The sequence below is a fragment of the Nocardiopsis sp. NPDC007018 genome (assembly GCF_040635075.1).
In the GTDB taxonomy this organism is placed as follows: Bacteria; Actinomycetota; Actinomycetes; order Streptosporangiales; family Streptosporangiaceae; genus Nocardiopsis.
Map to the genome: position 1 here is coordinate 21,407 of NZ_JBEYHA010000015.1, position 19,634 is coordinate 41,040.

Below are 19,634 nucleotides of genomic sequence, written 5' to 3' on the forward strand. Positions count from 1 at the left end.
GTTCAAGGCCTGACAGGCGCGGTTCACCCCTTTTTCTGACTGGAATCCAGGATTCGGGAAGGTGGTTTCCCGGGTCCCAGCGCCAGAAGAAAGTCTGGACTTCGAGTTCCCCGGATTGTCCCGCTTGGGAGGCATCTCCGGTCCTACGATGAACCACATCATGGCCACTAGGTACTCACCCACGATCCGGCGGCGCCGGCTCTCCGCCGAACTGCGGCGGGTCCGGCTCGCCGCCCGCAAGACCAGCGAAGAGGCCGCCGCGGCCGCGGGCCTGTCCAGGTCCACCTACTCCAACATCGAGTCGGGGGTCAAGAAGCGCCCCAGCGTCCAGGAGATCAGGGCGGTCCTGGAAGCCTGCGAGGTCTCCCGGGGCAGAGAGTTCGACGAGATCATCGACCTGTGCCGCCAGTCCCTCGAACGCGGCTGGTGGTCCCGGTACCGGGACGTGCTCGCCGCGCGCTTCGTCGGCTTCGAGACGGAGGCCAGACGCATCACGTCCTGGCAGCCCGTCGTCATCCCCGGACTCCTCCAGGTCCCGGAGTACATGAGGGTCGCGGCCCAGGCGTGCCTGGCCAACCCCCAGGAGATCCGCAGGGACATCGACGCCCGCATGACCCGGCAGCGCATCCTGGAGGACCAGGACCCGCCCGAGCTGTGGGCCATCTTCGACGAGGGGGCGCTCCTGCGCCTGCGCGACCACCCCGAGGTCCGCAGGTCCCAGGTCAGACACCTCCTGGAGATGGCCCAACGGCCCAACGTCACCGTCCAGCTGACCCGGGCGGCCAAGCTCAACCCCGGGGCCGGGGGCTCCTGCGTGATCCTGGAGTTCCCCCACGTCATCGACCCCACGGTCGTCTACCTGGAGACCGCCACGGACGGCATCTACCTGGAGGAGCCGGACGAGGTCGCCCGGTACCAGCAGCTGGTCAACCACCTCAGGCTGGTGGCGCTGCGGCCCGGGGAGACCATCGACTACCTGGAGGAGGTCCACCTGGGTCCGTGAGGGCCCCGTGAACGCCGCAGGGCGCCCGGCCCGGCCGGGCGCCCCCTACGAGCGGCGGTGACGGGCGCGGCTCAGGTGCCGAAGCCGGTCAGGTGCCAGATCCAGGCGCCGATCACACCGCCCACGAGCGGGCCGACCACCGGAATCCACGCGTACCCCCAGTCGGAGGGCCCCTTGCCCGGGATGGGCAGCAGCGCGTGCGCGATGCGGGGACCGAGGTCACGTGCGGGATTGATGGCGTAGCCCGTCGGGCCACCGAGCGACAGGCCGATCGCCAGCACCAGCAGACCCACGAGCAGCGGGGCCAGACCGTGCGCGAACAGCGACGACAGGTCGGCGTCTCCCTTGGTGACCGACCCCTCGTTGGCTCCGATGCCGAGGATGCCCAGTACCAGCATCGCGGTACCGATGACCTCGGTGGTGAGGTTGGCGACCGGGTTGCGCACTCCGGGGGCGGTGCTGAAGACGCCCAGTTTGGCCTCGGGGTCGTCGGTGATCCTCCAGTGCGCGAAGTAGGCGAGGAAGACCAGGCACGCGCCCACGATGGCGCCGAGCAGCTGCGAGACGACGTACCCGGGGACCAGGGCCCACTCGAACTCGCCGATGCTGGCCAGGCCGAGCGTGACCGCCGGGTTGATGTGGGCGCCGGAGACGGTGCCGACGACGTAGACGGCCATCGCGACCGCCATACCCCAGCCGAACGTCACCACGATCCACCCTCCGGCGAGGGCCTTGGAACGGGCGAGTGAGACGCCGGCGACCACACCGCCGCCGAGCAGGATCAGAATGGCCGTACCGACGAACTCCGCCAGGTACATCGACATGTTTTCCATGGAGACCTCCGCCCCGAGCGGGGCTGCCGAGATGGATGGGCGGGGCGCCTCCCGGCGCCCCCGGCACGCGCGCCGGGGGCCGGGTCGGTGGGACCCCCGGGGCGCGGTCGTCGTGCGGTTCGGTCGCGCGAGGGCCGGGACGACCGTGCGCCGCGCCCGGGTCCCGCGCCGACCGGGTGCTACCCGGCGTCGTCGTGCTCGACCCAGCCGAGGGTGCGCTGAACGGCCTTGTTCCAGTTGTGGTACTCGCGGTCCCGGACCTCGGGCTCCATGCGGGGGTTCCACTCGGCGGCCTTGTGCCAGTTGGCGCGCAGCGTCTCGATGTCCGGCCAGTAGCCCACCGCGAGCCCGGCCGCGTACGCCGCGCCCAGGCACGTGGTCTCGGCGACCATCGGCCGCACGACCTCGGCGTCGAGCACGTCGGACAGGATCTGCATGAGCAGGTTGTCCGCGGTCATGCCGCCGTCCACCTTGAGGGTGGTCAGATCGATCCGGGCGTCGGCGTTCATGGCGTCGACGACCTCGCGGGTCTGCCAGGCGGAGGCCTCCAGGACGGCCCGGGCAATGTGCCCCTTGTTGACGTAGCCGGTGAGACCGGCGATCACGCCGCGCGCGTCACTGCGCCAGTGCGGGGCGAACAGGCCGGAGAAGGCCGGGACGACGTAGCAGCCGCCGTTGTCGTCGACGGTGCGTGCGAGCGTCTCGATCTCCGGCGCGGAGGAGATCAGGCCCAGGTTGTCGCGCAGCCACTGCACCAGGGCGCCGGTGACCGCGATCGAGCCTTCGAGGGCGTACACGGCGGGCGCGTCGCCGATCTTGTAGCCCAGAGTGGTGAGCAGGCCGTTTTCGGAGGTCACGGGCTCGGTGCCGGTGTTCATGACGAGGAACGTGCCGGTGCCGTAGGTGCCCTTGACGTCGCCCGGGTCGAAGCAGGTCTGCCCGAACAGGGCGGCGTGCTGGTCGCCCAGGGACGAGGCCACGGGCGTGCCCGCCAGGTAGCCGGTGGACTCGCCGTAGACCTCCGAGGACGAGCGGATCTCCGGCAGCAGGCTGGCCGGGATGCCCATGGCCGCCAGGACCTCGGGGTCCCAGTCCAGGGAGGCCAGGTTCATGAGCATGGTGCGGCTGGCGTTGGTCACGTCGGTGACGTGCCGTCCGGTGAGCTTCCAGATGAGCCAGGTGTCCATGGTCCCGAACAGCAGTTCGCCGCGCTCGGCCCGCTCGCGGACACCCTCCACGTTGTCGAGCAGCCAGCGGATCTTGGGGCCGGAGAAGTAGGTCGCCAGGGGGAGCCCGCACTGGGCGCGGAACCGGTCCTGGCCCTCCTCGGCGCCGAGTTCGCGCACGATGTCGTCGGTGCGGGTGTCCTGCCAGACGATCGCGTTGTAGACCGGATCACCGGTCTCCCGGTCCCAGACCAGCGTGGTCTCGCGCTGGTTGGTGATCCCGATGGCGGCGATCTGGTCGGGAGTGATGTCGCTCTTGCGGAGCGACTCCTGGACCACGGCCTCGACGTTGGTCCAGATCTCCAGGGCGTCGTGCTCGACCCAGCCCGGCTTCGGGAAGATCTGTCGGTGCTCTCGTTGGTCGACCGAGACGATGCGTCCGTCCCGGTCGAAGAGGATGCAGCGACTCGACGTGGTGCCCTGGTCGATCGCGGCGACGTACTGCTGACTCATCGGTGCTCGCCTTCAGGTGCTGGACGGCTCTGGAACGGGATGGGAAACGGTGTGATCGGCGATGCTCACCGAACGATGTACGACATTGACGTATGAATAGCCGATAGTTTCAACCGTCTCTCCTTCCCATGTCAAGGCCGTGTGACGCAATCGTGTTGCGTGGATCACGCGGTCGGGCGGACACTGTCTCAAGCCGGGCGAGCGCACGGAAAGGCACCACTCCGGGCCCTGACCCGAAGCGGGACCAAACGGTGGACGCCGTTGGGCCGACCGTTGCCCGGCACGGTGTGGGAAGGCGTGTGAAGGCCGCGCGGAGCCGGCCGTCCGCCGTCGCGGATGCTCGGCGGGGCCGTGGCGGGAGGCGTGTGACCTCCGGCTCAGTAGGGGGTGACGCCCAACTCGCGGGAGATGGCGCGGGCGGCGTCGCGCACGTAGGAGACCTGTTCCATGTCGGGCCTGCCGTCCTCGGCGCGCAGCCGCTCCACGGCGCCGCGCACCCCGATGGCGCCCACGGTGACGCCGCGCCGGTCGCGGATGGGCGCGGCGATCGACACCTCGCCGTCCACCAGCTCCTCGACCTCCCAGCCCCAGCCGCTGTCGCGGATCGTCGACAGCTGGCCCTCCAGGGCGGCCATCGACGTGACGGTGTGCCGGGTGAAGGAGGTGAGTTCCACCGGGGAGTCGGTCTCCACGGCGGAGACCTCCTCGGGCACGGCCAGGGGGTCGAAGGCCATCAGGACCTTGCCGAGCGCGCTGGCGTGCAGCGGCAACAGGGTGCCCACGTCCAGGGTCTGCCGGGAGGAGTCGGGGCGGAAGACGTGGTGCACCACGAGGACCTGGTGCTTGTGCAGGGTGCCGATCCGCACGCTCTCACCGCTGCGCGAGGCCAGGGTGTCGGCCCAGTTCAGGGCCCTGGTTCGGAGTTCGTTGCCGTCCAGGTACCGGGTTCCCAGGCTGAGCATTCCACCGCCCAGGCGGTAGCGTCCCGACTCCGGGTCCTGCTCCACGAAGCCCACGTGCTGGAGGGTGCGCAGGATGCCCAGGGCGGTGCCCTTGGGAAGTTCCAGCGAGCGGGAGACCTCCGCCAGGCTCAGTCCGCGGGCGCCACCGGCCAGGAGCCGGAGGATCGCGGCGGCGCGTTCGATGGACTGGATTCTTCCCGGCATTGCGGTGCTACCACTCTCTAGTACGACAATGTCATACGCCCGATCCTACTACGCGATGTGACGCCCGACACCTGTCGCCTCCCTGAGGTCGCGCGGGACCGACCGAGTCTACCGACGGCGGCACCGCGCCGACCTGGGGTCGGAGGGAGTCAGAGGGACGAGACCGCCCGGACGATCGCCTTCGCCGCCTCCTCGACGTCGCTGTCGGTGACCTCCTGCCGCAGGACCAGCCGCACGCGGTCGCCTCCCCCCAGCGCCCGGACCCCCTCGGTGGCGAGGGCCTCCAGGTAGCGCCCGGCCCGACCCTCGGGGGTCGTGATCAGCACCATGTTGGTCCGGGCCACCACCGACACACCGGGCAGGCCCTCCAACAGGTCGGCCAGCCGGGCCGCGCGGTGGTGGTCCTCCGCCAGCCGCTCCCGGTGGTGGCGCAGGGCGTGCAGGGCGCCCGCCGCGACGATGCCCGCCTGCCGCATGCCCGCGCCGAGCATCTTGCGGCCGCGCCGGGCCCGCCGGACCGTGTCCGCGTCACCGACCAGCGCCGAGCCGACCGGGGCGCCCAGGCCCTTGGAGAAGCAGACCGACACCGTGTCGAAGCCCTCGGCGACCTCGGCGGGGGAGACCCCCAGTCCGATCGCGGCGTTCCACAGCCGGGCCCCGTCCAGATGGGCGCGTAGCCCGTGCGCGTGCGCGAAGCCGGTCACCCGCCGCTGCTCGGTGAGGGGCACGACCCGGCCCGAGAACGTGTTCTCCCACCACACCAGGGCGGGGTCGGCCCGGTGGACGTCGCCCGCGCCCGCGATCCACGACTCCAGCAGGGGCTGGGAGGGGAACGGTTCGCCCGAATACAGGCGGGGCAGGGCCCGGGCGAGGACGGCGACGGCGCCCTGTTCGTCCCCGATCAGGTGGTGGTGTTCGTGCGCCCACACCTCCTCCCCGCTGCGGACCGACACGTACAGGCCGAGCTGGTTGGCCATGTGGCCGGAGGGCACGTACAGGGCGGCCTCGCGGCCCAACAGGGCGGCGGTCTCCTCTTCGAGCGCCCGGACGGTGGGGTCCTCCCCGAACACGTCGTCGCCCACCTCGGCCTCGGCCATGGCTCTACGCATCGCCGGAGTGGGCAGTGTCAGGGTGTCCGAGCGCAGGTCGATCAAGGCTTCTCCTCGACATGGTGTGTGTCCACGACGATACTCGGGCCGTACTCGGGCCGTCGCGGGGCCTCGGGGCCGGGAGCCGCCGTCCGCCGGTCAGGCCTCCTCCACCAGGGTCAGGTAGGCGTCCGTGTCGTGCAGGGCGTGCAACCGGTACCAGGCGTCCAGGGCGCGCGGGCTCAGCAGGTCGAGCCGGGCCAGGACCGCCCGGGCGAACTCGACCGGGGCGCTCTCGCCCGCCGTGACCAGGTCCCCGTCGGTGAGGGCCAGCTCGTCCCGGTAGCGGTGCGCACCCGCGTACCCCGTTCCCAGGAGGTAGTCCGGGGCGGAGCCGGTGTGGTCGCGCTGGTCGAGCAGGCCCTCCCTGGCCAGTCCGGCCACGGCGCCCCCGATCGCCGCCACGGGCACCCCCGTGTCCAGGAGGATGCCCGACGCCGACGCCATCGGGGCCAGCAGCTCCGGCTCGGTGTCCCAGTCGGAGGAGCCGGGGAGGAGGAACATGGCGCTGGCCGAGGGCTTGAGCTGGGCGAGGGTGAGGTCCGGGAGGACGGTGAGCCCGCCCGCCGTGGTGATCGGGGTGCCGGTGAGTCCCACGGTGACGACGGGGAGACTGCCGGTCCGGTGCGGACCGATCCCCTCCCGCACCTGAGCGACGGCGTGGCCGTAGTGCCAGTCGACCATCCGGTCGTAGACGGCGAGGTGCAGAGAGGGGGTGGGCTCAGCGCTCATGGCATGAGGTTGGGGTCTGGGCGGCGGGGTGTCAATGTCCGCGCGCCCGAGTCGTCACATCGGTTCCCCGGGCCACCGGTTTTATCCGAGGGTGCCGCGAAGATCCCGCTCGGGTGCGCTCCGTACGCCCCGGCCCGGGCCGGTTCCGCGCGTGCCGGACCGCGGTGCGCGGTCCCGCCGCCCTCACAAAACCGACAAGGGGTGTTCACAGAACCTCACAAATGGTATTACCATTCTCTGAGCCTGGTCCAAGAGCAGGTCAAGGGCGTGTCCCCGCGCCGCCAGCCCCACCGTCCCGCCCACCGGAAGGCTCCGCGATGGAGAACTTCGTACCCGTCTACGGCACGGGTCCCCTTCTCGGGATCGCGGCGGGAGCCATCGCGCTCCTGCTGCTCCTGATCATCCGATTCCGGATGCACGCGTTCGTCGCGCTGGTCCTGGTCAGCGTGCTCACCGCGCTGGCCGCCGGCATCCCGGTCGACGGAGTGGTCCCGACCCTCCTCGGCGGGTTCGGCGGCACACTCGCCAACGTCGCCCTCCTCGTCGGCCTGGGCGTGATGATCGGCCGCATGCTGGAGGTGACCGGCGGCGCCGCCGTCCTGGCCGGCGCCCTGATCAAACTGTTCGGGGAGCGGCGCGCCCCGATGGCCCTCGGCGTGGCCTCCCTGCTCTTCGGCTTCCCGATCTTCTTCGACGTCGGTCTCATCGTGATGCTGCCGATCGTCTTCAGCGTGGCCCGCCGCGTGGGCGGTTCGGTGCTCATGTACGCCCTGCCCACGGCGGGCGCCTTCGCGGTCATGCACGCCTTCGTGCCGCCCCACCCCGGCCCCGTCACCGCCGCCGTGGAGATCGGCGCCGACATGGGCCTGGTCCTGCTCCTCGGCGTGCTCCTGGCCATCCCCACCTGGTACCTGGCCAGCTACCTGTTCGGCCTGTGGGCCGGGAAGCGCTTCGAGATCCCCGTCCCGGACGACATCATGTCCAACGGCGACGTCACCCACGGGAACCCGCCCCGGCTGGTCACGGTCGTCAGCGTCCTCCTGCTGCCGATGCTGCTCATCTTCGCCAACACCGGCACGACCACCCTCGCCGCCACCGGTGCGGTACCCGCCGACGCGGTCTGGGTCCAGTCGCTGCGGCTCGTCGGAGAGACCCCGATCGCGCTCCTGGTCACCGTGCTCTACGCCATGGTCGTGCTCAGCCGGGGACGCTTCACCCGTCAGAGGGTCGAGGAGATCGTGGGCGGGGCGCTCGGCCCGGTCTGCGGGATCATCCTCATCACCGGCGCGGGCGGCATGTTCGGCGGCGTCCTGCGCACCAGCGGGATCGGTGACGCCCTCGCCGGAAGCCTGGAGTCCACGGGCATGCCGGTCATCGTCGCCGCGTTCGTCATCGCGCTCGCCCTGAGGGTCGCTCAGGGGTCGGCCACGGTCGCCATCACCACGGCCGCCGGGCTCGTCGCCCCCGCCGTGCAGGCCACCTCCGGGCTCAGCTCCGTCGACCTCGCGCTGATCGTCATCGCCATCGCGTCCGGGGCCACGGCCCTGTCGCACGTCAACGACTCGGGGTTCTGGCTGGTCGGCCGCTTCCTGGGGATGGACGTGCGCACCACGTTGAAGACGTGGACGGTCATGGAGACCCTGATCGGCTTTGTCGGCTTCGGGTTCGCGTTCGCCCTCCACCTGGTGCTGTAGGGGTTCAGCGGCCGGGGGCCCCGTCCCTGAGGGCGTCCGCGACCTCGGTCACGATCGCCCGCATGGCCGCCTCGGCCACGTCGGGCAGCCCGTCCCGGACGGCCCGCGCCACCGTCGTGTGCAGGCGCAGGGCCTCCGGGCGGGGGTTGTGGGGCATCAGGTCGTAGGAGGTCCGGGCGACGAGCACCTCGGTCACCACCTCGGCCAGTCCGGAGAGCATCTCGTTTCCGGACAGCTCCAGGACGGCGCGGTGGAAGGCGATGTCGAGCTCCATGAAGGTGGTGAGCTCTCCGGCCTGGCCGGTGACAGTCATCTCCTCCGCGACGTCCACCAACCGGGCCCGCTCGGCGGCGGGGCCGCGTTCGGCGGCCAGGGCCGCGGCGCCGGGTTCCACGGCGGCACGGAGCTCGTTGAGGGACCGCAGCTGTTCCATCCGGCCCGATCCGGCCAGGCGCCAGCGGATCAGCTGGGGGTCGAACACGCTCCAGTCCCCCTGGGGGCGGACCCGGATGCCGGTGCGGGGGCGGCTCACCACGAGGCCCATGGACTCCAGCACGCGCACCGCCTCGCGGGCGACCGTCCGCGACACGCCGAAGTCACCCTCCAGGCCCTGGAGGGTGAAGGCGTGGCCGGGGGCGTACTCCCCGGCGGCGATCGCGGGGCCGAGTACCGCCAGCACCCGGTTGTGCAGCGTTCGGTGCTCGGTGGCCATCGCGTCCCTCGGAATCTCCGTGTGTTCGACCTCTTCCGGTCGGGGTCAGGGAGCAGCCTAGTCGGATTGATTGATATCACTATTGGTGGCGGCGTCGCGGCGTAGCGGCGTGCCAGGACTCGGAGAGAGCATGCATTTCGTGTTCATGGGCGTATCCGGCAGCGGGAAGACCAGTGTCGCCGAGCGGATCGCCGCGCGGTTGGGGCTGCCCTTCGCGGAGGCCGACACCTTCCATCCGGAGGCCAACATCACGAAGATGTCGGCGGGTGTACCGCTGACGGACGAGGACCGCTGGCCGTGGCTGGCCGAGCTCGCGGACTGGATCGCCGCGCACGAGGCGCTGGGGGAGTCGACCGTGATGGCCTGCTCCGCGCTCCGGCGCTCCTACCGGGACGTGCTGCGCGGCGCGGCCCCGGGCGTGTACTTCGTGCACATGCACGGCACGGAGGACGTGATCTGGAAGCGGATCGAGGCCCGCACGGACCACTTCATGCCGCCCGCGCTGCTGCGCTCGCAGCTGGAGACCCTGGAGCGCCTGCGGCCGGACGAGGAGGGGCTGGAGCTCGACGTCCGGGCCGACCTCGACACGCTCAGCGGCCGGGCCCTGGAGTACGTGTCCGGGCGGCTGGGAGCCGCCCGGGCCTGAGCCCGGCGGCGTCTGGCCGGGTCGAACCAGTGGGGCGCCCCAGCGTGAAGTGAAGAGAGTTCACCCCAGCTGCCGACGGGCCTCGTCGAGTCCCTCCCGCAGCCAGTCGGGGGTGAACTCGTCACTCCTGGGGTAGAGATTCGCCTCGTTGACGTAGTCCTCGGCTCCCGGGGCGAAGGTGAACGGTGGCTGATTGTCATAGTCGAAGAAGGAGGCGAACTCCCCCTCGCTCCGGATCTCCAACCTCCAGGTGAACCAGGTTCCCTGACCCTCCCTGTACACGCCGGATCTGAGGTCCATGATCCTGGGGAAGAGCCTCCCTGGCAGATTGACCCTGCCGCGCTCTCCCGCCTCGTTCTCGAACTCGGCAGTCATGATTCCGTACATGCCGATGAGTGTGACGACGAGCCTTCCCGTCCTCCAACCGTCGGGCAGGTGGCGTGCCATGTCCGAGGCGATCCGCGAGATCACCTCGTTCTCCTCCGCCGGGCCCATGTGACCCCTGGGGCTGCCGTACATCCTTGTTCCGTTCTGTTCCGTTCGAGCCGTGTCCGTGTACGGTGTCCTCAGCGCCACCGTGCTCGCTGAGCGGCCGAGCGCCATGAATCGCTTCCACCGATCCACGGGGTCCACTGTCCGTCGCCGACTGGTTCGCGATCCTGTGACGGTGATATCACCTTGTGTGCGCGGATTCGGCTCCACTTGTGTAGTACGCCCCGGCACGCGACCCTGGTGGTCATGCACGACACCCAGACGTCCCCCGCATCCTCCGCGTCCCGGCCCTTCAGCGAGCTGCCGGCCCCCCGGCCGAGCATGCTCGCCGCGCGCCGCCCGGGCGTGCGGCCCCCGCAGGACGTTCGACAGACCTGTGTCCTGATGTTCGTCACCGCCGCCGTCTTCGTGGGACTGGCCTACCAGTCCTGGACGACGCTCCAGACGGACCCGCCCGCCCCGGTCGTGAACGAGCTGTGGGCGCAGCTGGTCCTGGCCGCGCTGGTCGCCCTGGGGCTGGTCGCGCTCGCCCTGCCGGTGCGCCGAGGGGGCAACGTCCTGTGGCGTGCCGCCCAGCTCGGCGCGCTGGTCGCCCTCGGCGTGGCGGTCTCCGTGCTCCACACGGCGGCTCGGCTGGCGGACACCCCGACGCTCCTGGTCGCCCTGGTGGTGGTCATGTTCTCCATCGTCACCGCCATCGCCCTGTGGAGCACGAGCGTGCGCCGCTGGTGCGCGGCCTAGCCGGGTACGCCGAGGGTCCGGGGCGCGTGTTCTCGGGCACGTCCCCGGGCCCCCTTCCGGGTCCCTCCTCAGGCTCCGCCGGTCAGTCCTCCTCCTCGCCGTCCGCCAGGACGTGCAGGCGGGCCAGGTGCTCGCTGTCGTCCTCCCCGTGACGGTTCACGTAGATCTCGCGGGCCTCATCGGCGATGTCGCCGACCTCGTCCTCGAAACCGTAGTCGAGCAGGTCGTCCAGGAGGTCGAGGGAGCGGTGCAGCGGGTCCCCGTCGTCGGGGTCGGCCGCGGACTCCTGCGGGGAGTGCTCGGTGACCCGAGTCAGCACGACGCCTCGGGCCTCCTCCACCGCGCTCTCCGCTCCGGCGGCCGCGCTCAGGCGGATGCGGGTGATGGGGTCCTCGTCGGCGACGAGCATCAGCTGCTCGGCCAGCCAGGCGGTGTCCTGGCCTTCGAGGAACGCGGTGAGTTCCGCGTCGTCAAGGGGAGTGTCCATCCGCAGATCATAGGACGAACCGCGCGTTGTCGGCGCCGCGGGTCCGGCCTCCGGAAGGGGGTCCGGGAAACGGACATTCGACAAGAAAGTTCATTCATCCCATGATAGGACAAAGAAGGGGAATGGGTGTTCGGGTGAATACCCTTGGTGATCGATTTCGAGTACGCGAGATACCGTCGAAGTTCTTTCACAGTTAAACACGTGCGCGCCAATAGGCGATCTATGGATCACGGCACAGATCTGAAACGGTTGTATTAATACCCAGCCGTCTACCTTCCCAGGTGGTCGTGGCGCGGTTTAGGGTCCAACACAATCGTTCCGGGACCCAAGCCCCGTCCCCCATCACTGAGGTGGACCATGTTCACGAAGTCTTCCCGTAAGCCGCTCGGCCTCCTGGCCGTCGCGGCGTCGCTCACGCTCGTGGCGACGGCCTGCGCGGAGAGTGACCGTGCCGGAGGAGGCGACGACGACTCCCAGCCGTTCGTCTTCGCCTCCGCCGGTGACATCACCGCGCTGGACCCCTTCCTCGCCAGTGACGGCGAGACCTTCCGTTACAGCCGTCAGGTATTCGAGACCCTTCTCGAACACGAATCCGGTGGTTCTGAAATCGTCGGCGGACTGGCCGAAACCTGGGACCAGTCCGAGGACGGAACCGTCTGGACCTTCCACCTCCGGGACGGGGTCACGTTCCACGACGGCGACGAACTCAACGCCGAGGCGGTCTGCGCCAACTTCGACCGCTGGTTCAATCTGACCGGCGCCTACCAGAGCTCGAACAACTCGTATTACTGGCAGAAGATCTTCGGCGGATTCGCGGAGAACGACGAGACGTACGCTCCACCGGAGGCGCGCTACGAGTCCTGCGAGGCCGAGGACGAGCTCACCGCCGTCATCGAGGTCACCGAGTACTCCTCGCTCTACCCGGGCGGGTTCAGCCTCGCGGCCTTCGGCATCATGAGCCCCACCAGCATCGCGGCCATGGAGGGCCAGGAGATCACGGGCGAGGAGGGCAACCCCAACCTGCCCGAGTACACCCAGGTCCCCGGCACGGTCGCCGGCACCGGTCCCTTCACGGTCGAGGAGTGGAACCAGGACCAGGGTGAGATCACCTTCAAGCGGTTCGACGACTACTGGGGCGAGCCCGCGGGCTTCGAGAACATGATCATCCGGGCCATCCCGGACGAGAACGCCCGCCGTCAGGCCCTGGAGGCCACCGACATCCACGGCTACGACCTGGTGGCCCCGGCCGACGTCGCCCCGCTCCAGGACAAGGGGTTCGAGGTCCCCACCCGTGACGTGTTCAACGTCCTCTACCTGGCCTACCACCAGGAGAACGAGGCCCTGGCCGAGCTGGAGGTCCGCGAGGCCCTCTCCAACGCCGTGAACCGCCAGCGCATCGTCGACACCATCCTGCCCGAGGGCGGCGAGGTCGCCACGCAGTTCCACCCGGACACCCTCGACGGCTGGTCCCCGGACGTGCGCGAGATCGAGTACGACCCCGAGCTGGCCGCCGAGAAGCTGGCCGACGCCGGTTACGAGGACCTCGAACTCGAGTTCTGCTACCCGACCGAGGTCACCCGCCCGTACATGCCCGCGCCCAAGGACATCTTCGACGTCATCTCGGAGGACCTCCAGGCGGCCGGCGTGACGGTCGAGGCCAAGAGCTACGAGTGGGCCGAGTACATCAACCAGACCGACAGCGGCAACTGCCCGCTGTACCTGCTCGGCTGGACCGGCGACTACAACGACGCCTACAACTTCATCGGCACCTGGTTCTCCACCCCCAACAGCGCCTGGGGCATGGACGACCAGGAGCTCTTCGACAAGATGGAGGAAGTGAGCACCAACCCCGACAACGACGAGCGCGTCGCCGGGTACCAGGAGCTCAACGAGATGGTGATGGACGTCCTGCCGGGGCTGCCCATCTCCAGCTCCCCGCCCTCCATCGCGTTCTCCGGGGACGTCAACCCGCCGAACGTGAGCCCGCTGACCCAGGAGAACTTCGCCGAGGCCTCCTGGAAGTAGACACGGGTACCCCTCCCTGACCCGAGAGGGGAACCGTGCCGGGCCCGACCGGTCCTGACCGGTCGGGCCCGCCGCGCGGCCGACGCCGCGCCCGGCCACCCCGGCGGCCCACTGCCCCACGGCACACCGAGCCGCATCCCCCCGGGACTCCCCACCCCATCCGTACGTCCCGCCGCACACCGGCGGGGGACGCTCCGCGTCCATCGTTACCACCACTGGCGAAAGGCGGCGCAGGTGCTGCGATTCATCGTCAGGCGACTCCTACAGCTGATCCCGACACTCGGCGGTCTGTCGATCCTGCTGTTCGTCTGGCTCCAACGACTGCCGGGCGGACCCGAGTACGCCCTCCTTCCCGACGACGCGACAGCGGAGCAGCGCGAAGCCCTGCGCCGCTCCCTGGGTCTGGACGAACCCCTCGCGGTTCAGTACCTGACCTTCCTGCGCAACATCGTGCAGGGCGACCTGGGGACCTCCCTCCAGACCAGCCGACCGGTCCTGGACGAGTTCCTCCTCCGCTTCCCCGCCACGTTCGAGCTGGCCGTGACCGCGATGATCTTCGCCGTCGCCGTCGGCCTGCCGCTCGGCTACCTCGCCGCCCGCAAGCGCGGCACCGTCCTGGACTTCGCCGCGGTGGGCGGATCGCTTCTGGGCATCTGCACCCCGGTCTTCTTCCTGGCGTTCATCCTCAAGGTCGTGCTCTCCGAGAACCTCGGGCTCTTCCCATCGGCGTTCCGGCTCTCCCCGGGGCTCAGTCGCACCGACATCACGGGGTTCGTGGTCCTGGACGGCCTCATGACCCGGGAGTGGGACGTCGTCATGGACGCCCTCGCCCACCTGGTGCTGCCGGGTCTGGCCCTGGCGTCCATCCCGCTGGCGGTCATCACGCGGATGACCCGCGCCAGCGTCCTGGAGGTCATGGGCGAGGACTACGTGCGCACCGCGAACGCCAAGGGCCTGCACCGCACCACGGTGCGCACCCGGCACGTGCTCCGCAACGCGCTGCTCCCGGTGGTCACGGCGGTCGGTCTGCTCGCGGGCAGCCTCTTCGCGGGAGCGGTCCTCACCGAGAGCGTCTTCGCGTTCCCGGGGATCGGTTCGTTCGTCTACGCGGCGACCCAGACCCGTGACTACCCGGTGCTCACCGGATTCATCCTCCTCATCGCCACCATGTACGTGTTCATCAACCTCCTGGTCGACATCTCGTACAGCCTCCTCGACCCGAGAGTGCGGGCCCAGTGATGCCTACGACACCGAGTCAGAACCCGTCCGAGGCCCCGGACACCGCGGGGACCGACGAGAAGGTGCCCTTCCACAAGCGCCGGGCCGACAAGGTCGACCGGCTCGCCGAGCTCATGGGAGACCGGGACGCGGGCACCCACGGCGCGGGGGTGTGGAGCGAGGCCTTCCAGCGGATGCGGCGCAGCCCCATGGCGATCACCGGCGCGGTCATCGTCGCGCTGTTCCTCGTCATCGCGCTGTTCTCGCCCCTGATCGCCACCTACAGCCCCACCTCCCAGGCCTGGGGCAACGAGGTCTTCCCGAACCGCAACGAGTTCGTCGGGCCGCGCGCCGAGAACTGGTTGGGCCTGGACCACCTGGGCCGGGACATGTTCTCCCGCATGGTGATCGGCGCCCGCCAGACCCTCATGGTGGGCGTGGTCGCCACCCTGGTCGGCTTCCTGTTCGGCGCGCTCCTGGGCGGTATGGCCGGTGCCTGCTCGGTGCTGGGCGGCCGCTGGGGGCGCCAGGTCGACAACGTCGTCATGCGTGTGATCGACATGATGCTGGCCATGCCGACCCTGCTGCTGGCCGTCACGGTCGCGGCCCTGGTCGGCCCGAGCCTGACCACGGTCATGATCGCGGTCGGTATCGCCCAGGTCCCGATCTTCGCCCGCCTGCTGCGCGGCGCGATGATCTCCCAGGGCAACCGCGAGTACGTGCTGGCCGCGCAGGCCCTCGGAGTGAAGAAGCACCGGATCGCCCTCACGCACATCCTGCCCAACTCCATGGGGCCAGTGATCGTGCAGTCCACGCTCACCCTGGCGACCGCCATCATCGACGCGGCCGCCCTGTCCTACCTGGGCCTGGGCAACCCGGACGCGTCCTACCCCGAGTGGGGCACGATGCTGTCCGAGGCCCAGCGGTTCCTGTCCAGCGCACCGTCCCTGGCCGTCTACCCGGCCCTGGGCATCATCATCACCGCGCTCGGCTTCACCCTGCTGGGTGAGGCGCTGCGGGAAGCGCTCGACCCGAAGTTGAGGAAGTGACCATGAGTTCCAGCACGCCGCTGTTGGCGGTGGACGAGCTGTCCGTGGTGTTCCGCCGCAAGGGCCAGAAACCGACCCGTGCCGTCGACGGGGTGTCCTTCACCCTGGAGGAGGGGCGCGTCACCGGGCTGGTCGGCGAGTCGGGCTGCGGCAAGAGCGTGACCTCCCTGGCCCTCATGGGCCTGCTCCCGGACCGGGGCGTGGAGGTCGGCGGCAGCGCCGTCATGCGCCTGTCCGACCGGGGTGAGGAGGTCCGTGAGGCGGACCTGCTGCGGGTCTCCCAGCGCCGGATGCGCGACCTGCGCGGTTCGCAGCTGGCGATGATCTTCCAGGACCCGCTGAGCTCCCTCAACCCGGTGGTGCCGATCGGGGTCCAGGTCACCGAGATCCTCAAGCGGCACCGGGGGATGCGCGGCGCGGCGGCGCGCAAGGAAGCCGCCGAACTGCTGTACCGGGTGGGCATCCCCGACCCCACCCGGCGCCTGAACGAGTACCCGCACCAGCTGTCCGGCGGGATGCGCCAGCGCGCGCTCATCGCCATGGCGGTGGCGTGCAAGCCGCGTCTGATGATCGCGGACGAGCCCACCACGGCTCTGGACGTCACCATCCAGGCGCAGATCCTGGAGCTGCTCAAGGACCTGGTCACCGAGGAGGGCACCGGGCTGTTGATGATCACCCACGACCTCGGTGTGGTGGCCGGGCTGTGCGACGACATCAACGTGCTGTACGCGGGCCGCGCCGTGGAGACCGCCGAGCGGGCGCCGCTGTTCAGCGACCCCACCCACCCCTACACGGTGGGTCTGCTCGGGTCCATCCCCCGGTTGGACGCGCCGCGCGGCGAACCGCTCACCCCGGTGCGCGGTTCGGTCAACGACAACATCGCGTGGGCGGACGGGTGCGCGTTCGCCCCACGCTGCGACCACTACACCATGGAGTGCCTCCAGGGGCCGCCCCAGCTCGTCGGCGTCGGCGTCGGCGACGGGGACCCCGGACACGTCCACCGCTGTGTGAACCCCATCAGCCACGCCGACGTGGTGGACCGGGCCGTGCTGGAGAGCCCGGCCGTGGTGGGCGACGACGAGGAGGAGCGGGGATGAGCCTGCTGGAGATCAAGGACCTCAAGGTCCACTTCCCGATCAGGCGGGGCGTGATCGTCGACCGCACGGTGGGGCACGTGCGCGCCGTGGACGGGGTCTCGCTCAGTATCGAGAAGGGCCAGACCTACGGGCTGGTGGGGGAGTCGGGCTGCGGCAAGACCACCCTGGGCCGCGCGGTGCTGCGGCTGAACGAGATCACCGAGGGCGAGGTGTGGTTCGGCGGGCGCGACCTGGCGGGGCTCGACTCGGAGTCGATGCGCCGTGAACGCGCCAACCTCCAGATGGTCTTCCAGGACCCGCTGGGCAGCCTCAACCCGCGTCAGAACATCGGCTCGATCCTCCTGGAGGGCCTCCAGACCCACGGCATCGGCGGTCCGGAGGGCGCCTCGGCCCAGAAGGCGAGCCGGGCTGAGCGGGCCGCCGAGACCAGGAAGGACCAGCGCCGGCGGGTGGTGGACGCGTTGGAGCGCGTGGGGCTGTCGGCCAAGGCGCTCCAGCGCTACCCGCACGAGTTCTCCGGCGGCCAGCGCCAGCGGATCGGGATCGCCCGCGCGCTGGTCCTGGAACCGGACCTGATCATCTGCGACGAGCCGGTGTCGGCCCTGGACGTGTCCATCCAGGCGCAGGTGCTGAACCTGTTGGAGGAACTCCAGGAGGAACTGGGCCTGACCTACCTGGTGATCGCGCACGACCTCGCGGTGGTGCGGCACGTCAGCGACGTGGTGGGGGTGATGTACCTGGGGTCGATGGTCGAGGAGGCCTCCAGCGACGAGCTGTACGAGACCCCGCTGCACCCGTACACGCGGTCGCTGATGTCGGCGGTCCCGGTGCCGGACCCGACGGTGGAGGACGGCCGGGAGCGCATCCTGCTCGCAGGCGACCTGCCCTCGCCCGCGAACCCGCCGGCGGGCTGCCGGTTCCACACCCGGTGCCCGTGGCGCCAGGAGGAGCGCTGCGACACCGAACGCCCGGAGCTGCGCCCGCTGAAGGGTGCCGAGGGCGGCACACACCGGGTGGCGTGCCACTACGCGGAGCAGATCCTGTCCGGGCAGATCCAGCCCCGGGAGGAGCTGGCGGAGCGGATCGTGCACGGGGCGGGCTGAGTCGGAACGCGTGCGCGGGGTCCCGTCGGGGGCCCCGCGCACGCGTGTGCGGCGCCGCCATCGGCGGGCCGGTCCGGAACCGGTGTCGTCCGCGCGATCCCGTGCGGAACCCGCTCAGCCCCCTCGCGGGGAGATGATCCCGTGGTCATTCGCCCAGCGTTCGAAACCGCCCGCGGGGAAGGGAAGGTGGTAAGCGGTTTCCAGAAGGTGGTCCGCCAGGCTGCCGACCATGGCCGTGGTGAGCAGGCCAGCGCGGATGGCTTCGCAGAGCAGACCGAGAGTTCCCTGGAAGGGGATACCCGCGTCCTGGGCCAGGCGCCGGGCCGCGCGGTCGTCGATCACCGCCGTGGCCTTGTGTACCTGCGCGTAGGCGAGGACCGAGCTCTCTCCGACATTTCGACCTCCCGCGACGAGGAACTCGGAGAAGCGGGCGAAGGACTCGATCTCGGCACCGGATTCCAGGGTGTGCCTCTTCGGCCACTCGGCTCCGAGGACCTGCTGTAGGTACGGTCTGGTGTGAGCACCCTGGCGCAACTCGTGTTCGACCTCGCCGGTGATGACGACGGTGCGCGGGCCCGCGACCGTGCGCAGCACACCCAGCCATCCGGCTTCGGTGAGGTGACTCAGAGGGCCGGTGTCGAGGACGATCTCCTCCGATGGCGGTCCGCTCATGAAACGAACTGCCATATGGCCGACTCGTTCAATCGTGGCAGCTCCGGAAGATCCGCTGTTGACCACGTCCCCATCAACAGGTCCACGGCGCGCTCTTCGCTGATTCTCTCGGAGGTGAACAGACGCAGCACGGCCGCTTCGTACTCGCGCGGGAGCTGGCTCTCGGCGAGCTCGTCCGCGTTGACGAGGTCGTACTGCACGATGTCCGCTCTGGTGGTTCTGGTCATGCGCACCTGAGCGGCCTGTGCGCCGCTGACCAGACCGAGCTCGGCGAGTCGACGTGCCAGTGTGGACATGTCCACGCGGAACCTGCTGGCCGTTCGAACGGTGGCCGCTCGGAGGCTGTCGTCCTCGTGTCCCGCCCACGTTCGCCAGGCCTCTCGCAGGGAGGCGTCCGGGAGCAGCAGGGAGCGGGCGAACCGGTCCATCAGCTGTTCGCGCGAGTCCCGGCTCGAACTTCCGTCGATGCGCCAGTCGACCGTGTACTCGTCGGCGACGAGGAGGTGTCCCAGCTCATGTGCCAGGGACAGGCGTCGACGTCCCACGCGGCGATCGCCGTTCACCACCGCGACCGCGCCGGTCTCCAGAAGGACGCTGGCGGCGTCGGCGGCGTCGGTGCCAAGGTCGATGACGAACGGGAGCAGCCCGGCTCGAACCACCGTTCTGCCGAGGTCGCACAACGGCCCCTCCGGGTCAGCGCCGAGGAGCACACGGGCCCGTTCGGCGAGCTCGTCGGCCTCTTCCCCGTTTTCGGGCATCGGATGTTCGGGGGGGCGCCGCACTCTGTCCCGAAATCCGCTGTCATTGCGGGCGACGAACTCCACGTCGCGGGCGCGACGTTCCACTTCGGTGTCGATGCGGGGGCTGGGTTCACCGGGGTCCGTGACGTTGCGGTGCGACACGATCGCGGGCGGGACCTCCTGGACGAACCACTCGATTCTCTCACCGACGGCATCGGCCACCTCGGCGAGCTCCAACGCCGTCAGCCGACGGTTGCCGTTCTCCATCTTCGCGAGTACGGACCGGTGTACGCCGATGGCCTGGGACAGCTCGATCTGTGTGAGACCCGCGCGCTGGCGGGCCTGGGCCACGCGATGACCCAGCTCGGCAGAGGTGAGGACCATGTGTTCCATAATA

At 70.0% G+C, this 19,634-nt stretch carries 19 protein-coding genes; 9 read left to right on the plus strand and 10 right to left on the minus strand.

Translation table 11 applies throughout. The features are described 5' to 3' along the window. Nucleotides 1-148 precede the first annotated feature (148 nt). A complete protein-coding gene (locus tag ABZ635_RS10840; RefSeq protein WP_357762250.1) occupies nt 149-1,003 on the plus strand; it encodes a helix-turn-helix transcriptional regulator in 855 nt (284 codons plus the stop codon). 71 nt (nt 1,004-1,074) lie between these two features. Here ABZ635_RS10840 and ABZ635_RS10845 read toward each other — a convergent pair whose 3' ends face one another. The 5 genes from ABZ635_RS10845 to ABZ635_RS10865 form a co-directional block, all read right to left on the minus strand. Next, complete coding sequence (locus ABZ635_RS10845) at nt 1,075-1,836, minus strand: MIP/aquaporin family protein (RefSeq protein WP_357762252.1); 762 nt, start codon at nt 1,834-1,836, stop codon at nt 1,075-1,077. Between the two features lie 179 nt (nt 1,837-2,015). Continuing rightward, nucleotides 2,016-3,515, minus strand: a complete 1,500-nt coding sequence (gene glpK / locus ABZ635_RS10850; RefSeq protein WP_357762255.1) for a glycerol kinase GlpK — start codon at nt 3,513-3,515, stop codon at nt 2,016-2,018. Between the two features lie 377 nt (nt 3,516-3,892). Then, nucleotides 3,893-4,681, minus strand: a complete 789-nt coding sequence (locus ABZ635_RS10855) for an IclR family transcriptional regulator (protein ID WP_357762258.1) — start codon at nt 4,679-4,681, stop codon at nt 3,893-3,895. A gap of 149 nt (nt 4,682-4,830) precedes the next feature. Next, nucleotides 4,831-5,835 (minus strand): GntG family PLP-dependent aldolase, encoded by a 1,005-nt coding sequence (locus tag ABZ635_RS10860; protein ID WP_357762261.1) that lies wholly within the window; start codon nt 5,833-5,835, stop codon nt 4,831-4,833. Nucleotides 5,836-5,928: 93 nt separating this feature from the next. Beyond that, nucleotides 5,929-6,561, minus strand: a complete 633-nt coding sequence (locus ABZ635_RS10865; RefSeq protein WP_357762264.1) for a DJ-1/PfpI family protein — start codon at nt 6,559-6,561, stop codon at nt 5,929-5,931. A gap of 317 nt (nt 6,562-6,878) precedes the next feature. Between ABZ635_RS10865 and ABZ635_RS10870 the strand changes: the two genes are divergently transcribed. Further along, nucleotides 6,879-8,255, plus strand: coding sequence for a GntP family permease (locus ABZ635_RS10870; RefSeq protein WP_357762267.1), 1,377 nt, complete (start codon nt 6,879-6,881; stop codon nt 8,253-8,255). 4 nt (nt 8,256-8,259) lie between these two features. Here the strand turns inward: ABZ635_RS10870 and ABZ635_RS10875 are convergent, their stop codons facing one another. Then, entirely contained in the window at nt 8,260-8,967 is a 708-nt protein-coding gene (locus ABZ635_RS10875) for an FCD domain-containing protein (RefSeq protein WP_357762270.1), read from the minus strand. Between the two features lie 130 nt (nt 8,968-9,097). Here ABZ635_RS10875 and ABZ635_RS10880 point away from each other — a divergent pair, with 130 nt between their 5' ends. Next, the gene (locus ABZ635_RS10880; RefSeq protein ID WP_357762273.1) at nt 9,098-9,613 is read left to right on the plus strand and encodes a gluconokinase; all 516 of its coding nucleotides are present in this window, start codon (nt 9,098-9,100) and stop codon (nt 9,611-9,613) included. Between the two features lie 60 nt (nt 9,614-9,673). On the opposite strand, the gene ABZ635_RS10885 is transcribed toward ABZ635_RS10880, so the two are convergent. Continuing rightward, the gene (locus tag ABZ635_RS10885) at nt 9,674-10,132 is read right to left on the minus strand and encodes a hypothetical protein (protein WP_357762276.1); all 459 of its coding nucleotides are present in this window, start codon (nt 10,130-10,132) and stop codon (nt 9,674-9,676) included. A gap of 219 nt (nt 10,133-10,351) precedes the next feature. Here ABZ635_RS10885 and ABZ635_RS10890 point away from each other — a divergent pair, with 219 nt between their 5' ends. Next, on the plus strand, nt 10,352-10,846 hold the full coding sequence (locus ABZ635_RS10890) for a hypothetical protein (protein WP_357762279.1): 495 nt from the start codon (nt 10,352-10,354) through the stop codon (nt 10,844-10,846). 82 nt (nt 10,847-10,928) lie between these two features. Here ABZ635_RS10890 and ABZ635_RS10895 read toward each other — a convergent pair whose 3' ends face one another. Then, the gene (locus ABZ635_RS10895) at nt 10,929-11,333 is read right to left on the minus strand and encodes a hypothetical protein (RefSeq protein WP_357762282.1); all 405 of its coding nucleotides are present in this window, start codon (nt 11,331-11,333) and stop codon (nt 10,929-10,931) included. 357 nt (nt 11,334-11,690) lie between these two features. Between ABZ635_RS10895 and ABZ635_RS10900 the strand changes: the two genes are divergently transcribed. The 5 genes from ABZ635_RS10900 (at nt 11,691) to ABZ635_RS10920 (ending at nt 17,825) form a co-directional block, all read left to right on the plus strand. Then, complete coding sequence (locus ABZ635_RS10900; protein WP_357762284.1) at nt 11,691-13,358, plus strand: ABC transporter substrate-binding protein; 1,668 nt, start codon at nt 11,691-11,693, stop codon at nt 13,356-13,358. Between the two features lie 234 nt (nt 13,359-13,592). Beyond that, nucleotides 13,593-14,597: an ABC transporter permease gene (locus ABZ635_RS10905; RefSeq protein ID WP_357762287.1), complete on the plus strand. Its 1,005-nt coding sequence runs from the start codon at nt 13,593-13,595 to the stop codon at nt 14,595-14,597. After that, nucleotides 14,597-15,625 carry an ABC transporter permease gene (locus ABZ635_RS10910; RefSeq protein ID WP_357762290.1) on the plus strand — a complete coding sequence of 343 codons (1,029 nt, stop codon included), beginning with the start codon at nt 14,597-14,599 and terminating at the stop codon, nt 15,623-15,625. The genes ABZ635_RS10905 and ABZ635_RS10910 overlap by 1 nt, the downstream gene beginning before the upstream one ends. A 2-nt stretch (nt 15,626-15,627) precedes the next feature. Next, entirely contained in the window at nt 15,628-16,722 is a 1,095-nt protein-coding gene (locus tag ABZ635_RS10915) for an ABC transporter ATP-binding protein (protein WP_357762292.1), read from the plus strand. Beyond that, a complete protein-coding gene (locus tag ABZ635_RS10920; RefSeq protein WP_357762295.1) occupies nt 16,719-17,825 on the plus strand; it encodes an oligopeptide/dipeptide ABC transporter ATP-binding protein in 1,107 nt (368 codons plus the stop codon). The genes ABZ635_RS10915 and ABZ635_RS10920 overlap by 4 nt, the downstream gene beginning before the upstream one ends. A 114-nt stretch (nt 17,826-17,939) precedes the next feature. Here ABZ635_RS10920 and ABZ635_RS10925 read toward each other — a convergent pair whose 3' ends face one another. Continuing rightward, nucleotides 17,940-18,497, minus strand: a complete 558-nt coding sequence (locus ABZ635_RS10925) for a hypothetical protein (RefSeq protein ID WP_357762298.1) — start codon at nt 18,495-18,497, stop codon at nt 17,940-17,942. Next, a complete protein-coding gene (locus ABZ635_RS10930; RefSeq protein WP_357762301.1) occupies nt 18,494-19,621 on the minus strand; it encodes an XRE family transcriptional regulator in 1,128 nt (375 codons plus the stop codon). Before ABZ635_RS10930 ends, ABZ635_RS10925 begins: the two co-directional genes overlap by 4 nt. Between the last annotated feature and the right edge of the window lie 13 nt (nt 19,622-19,634).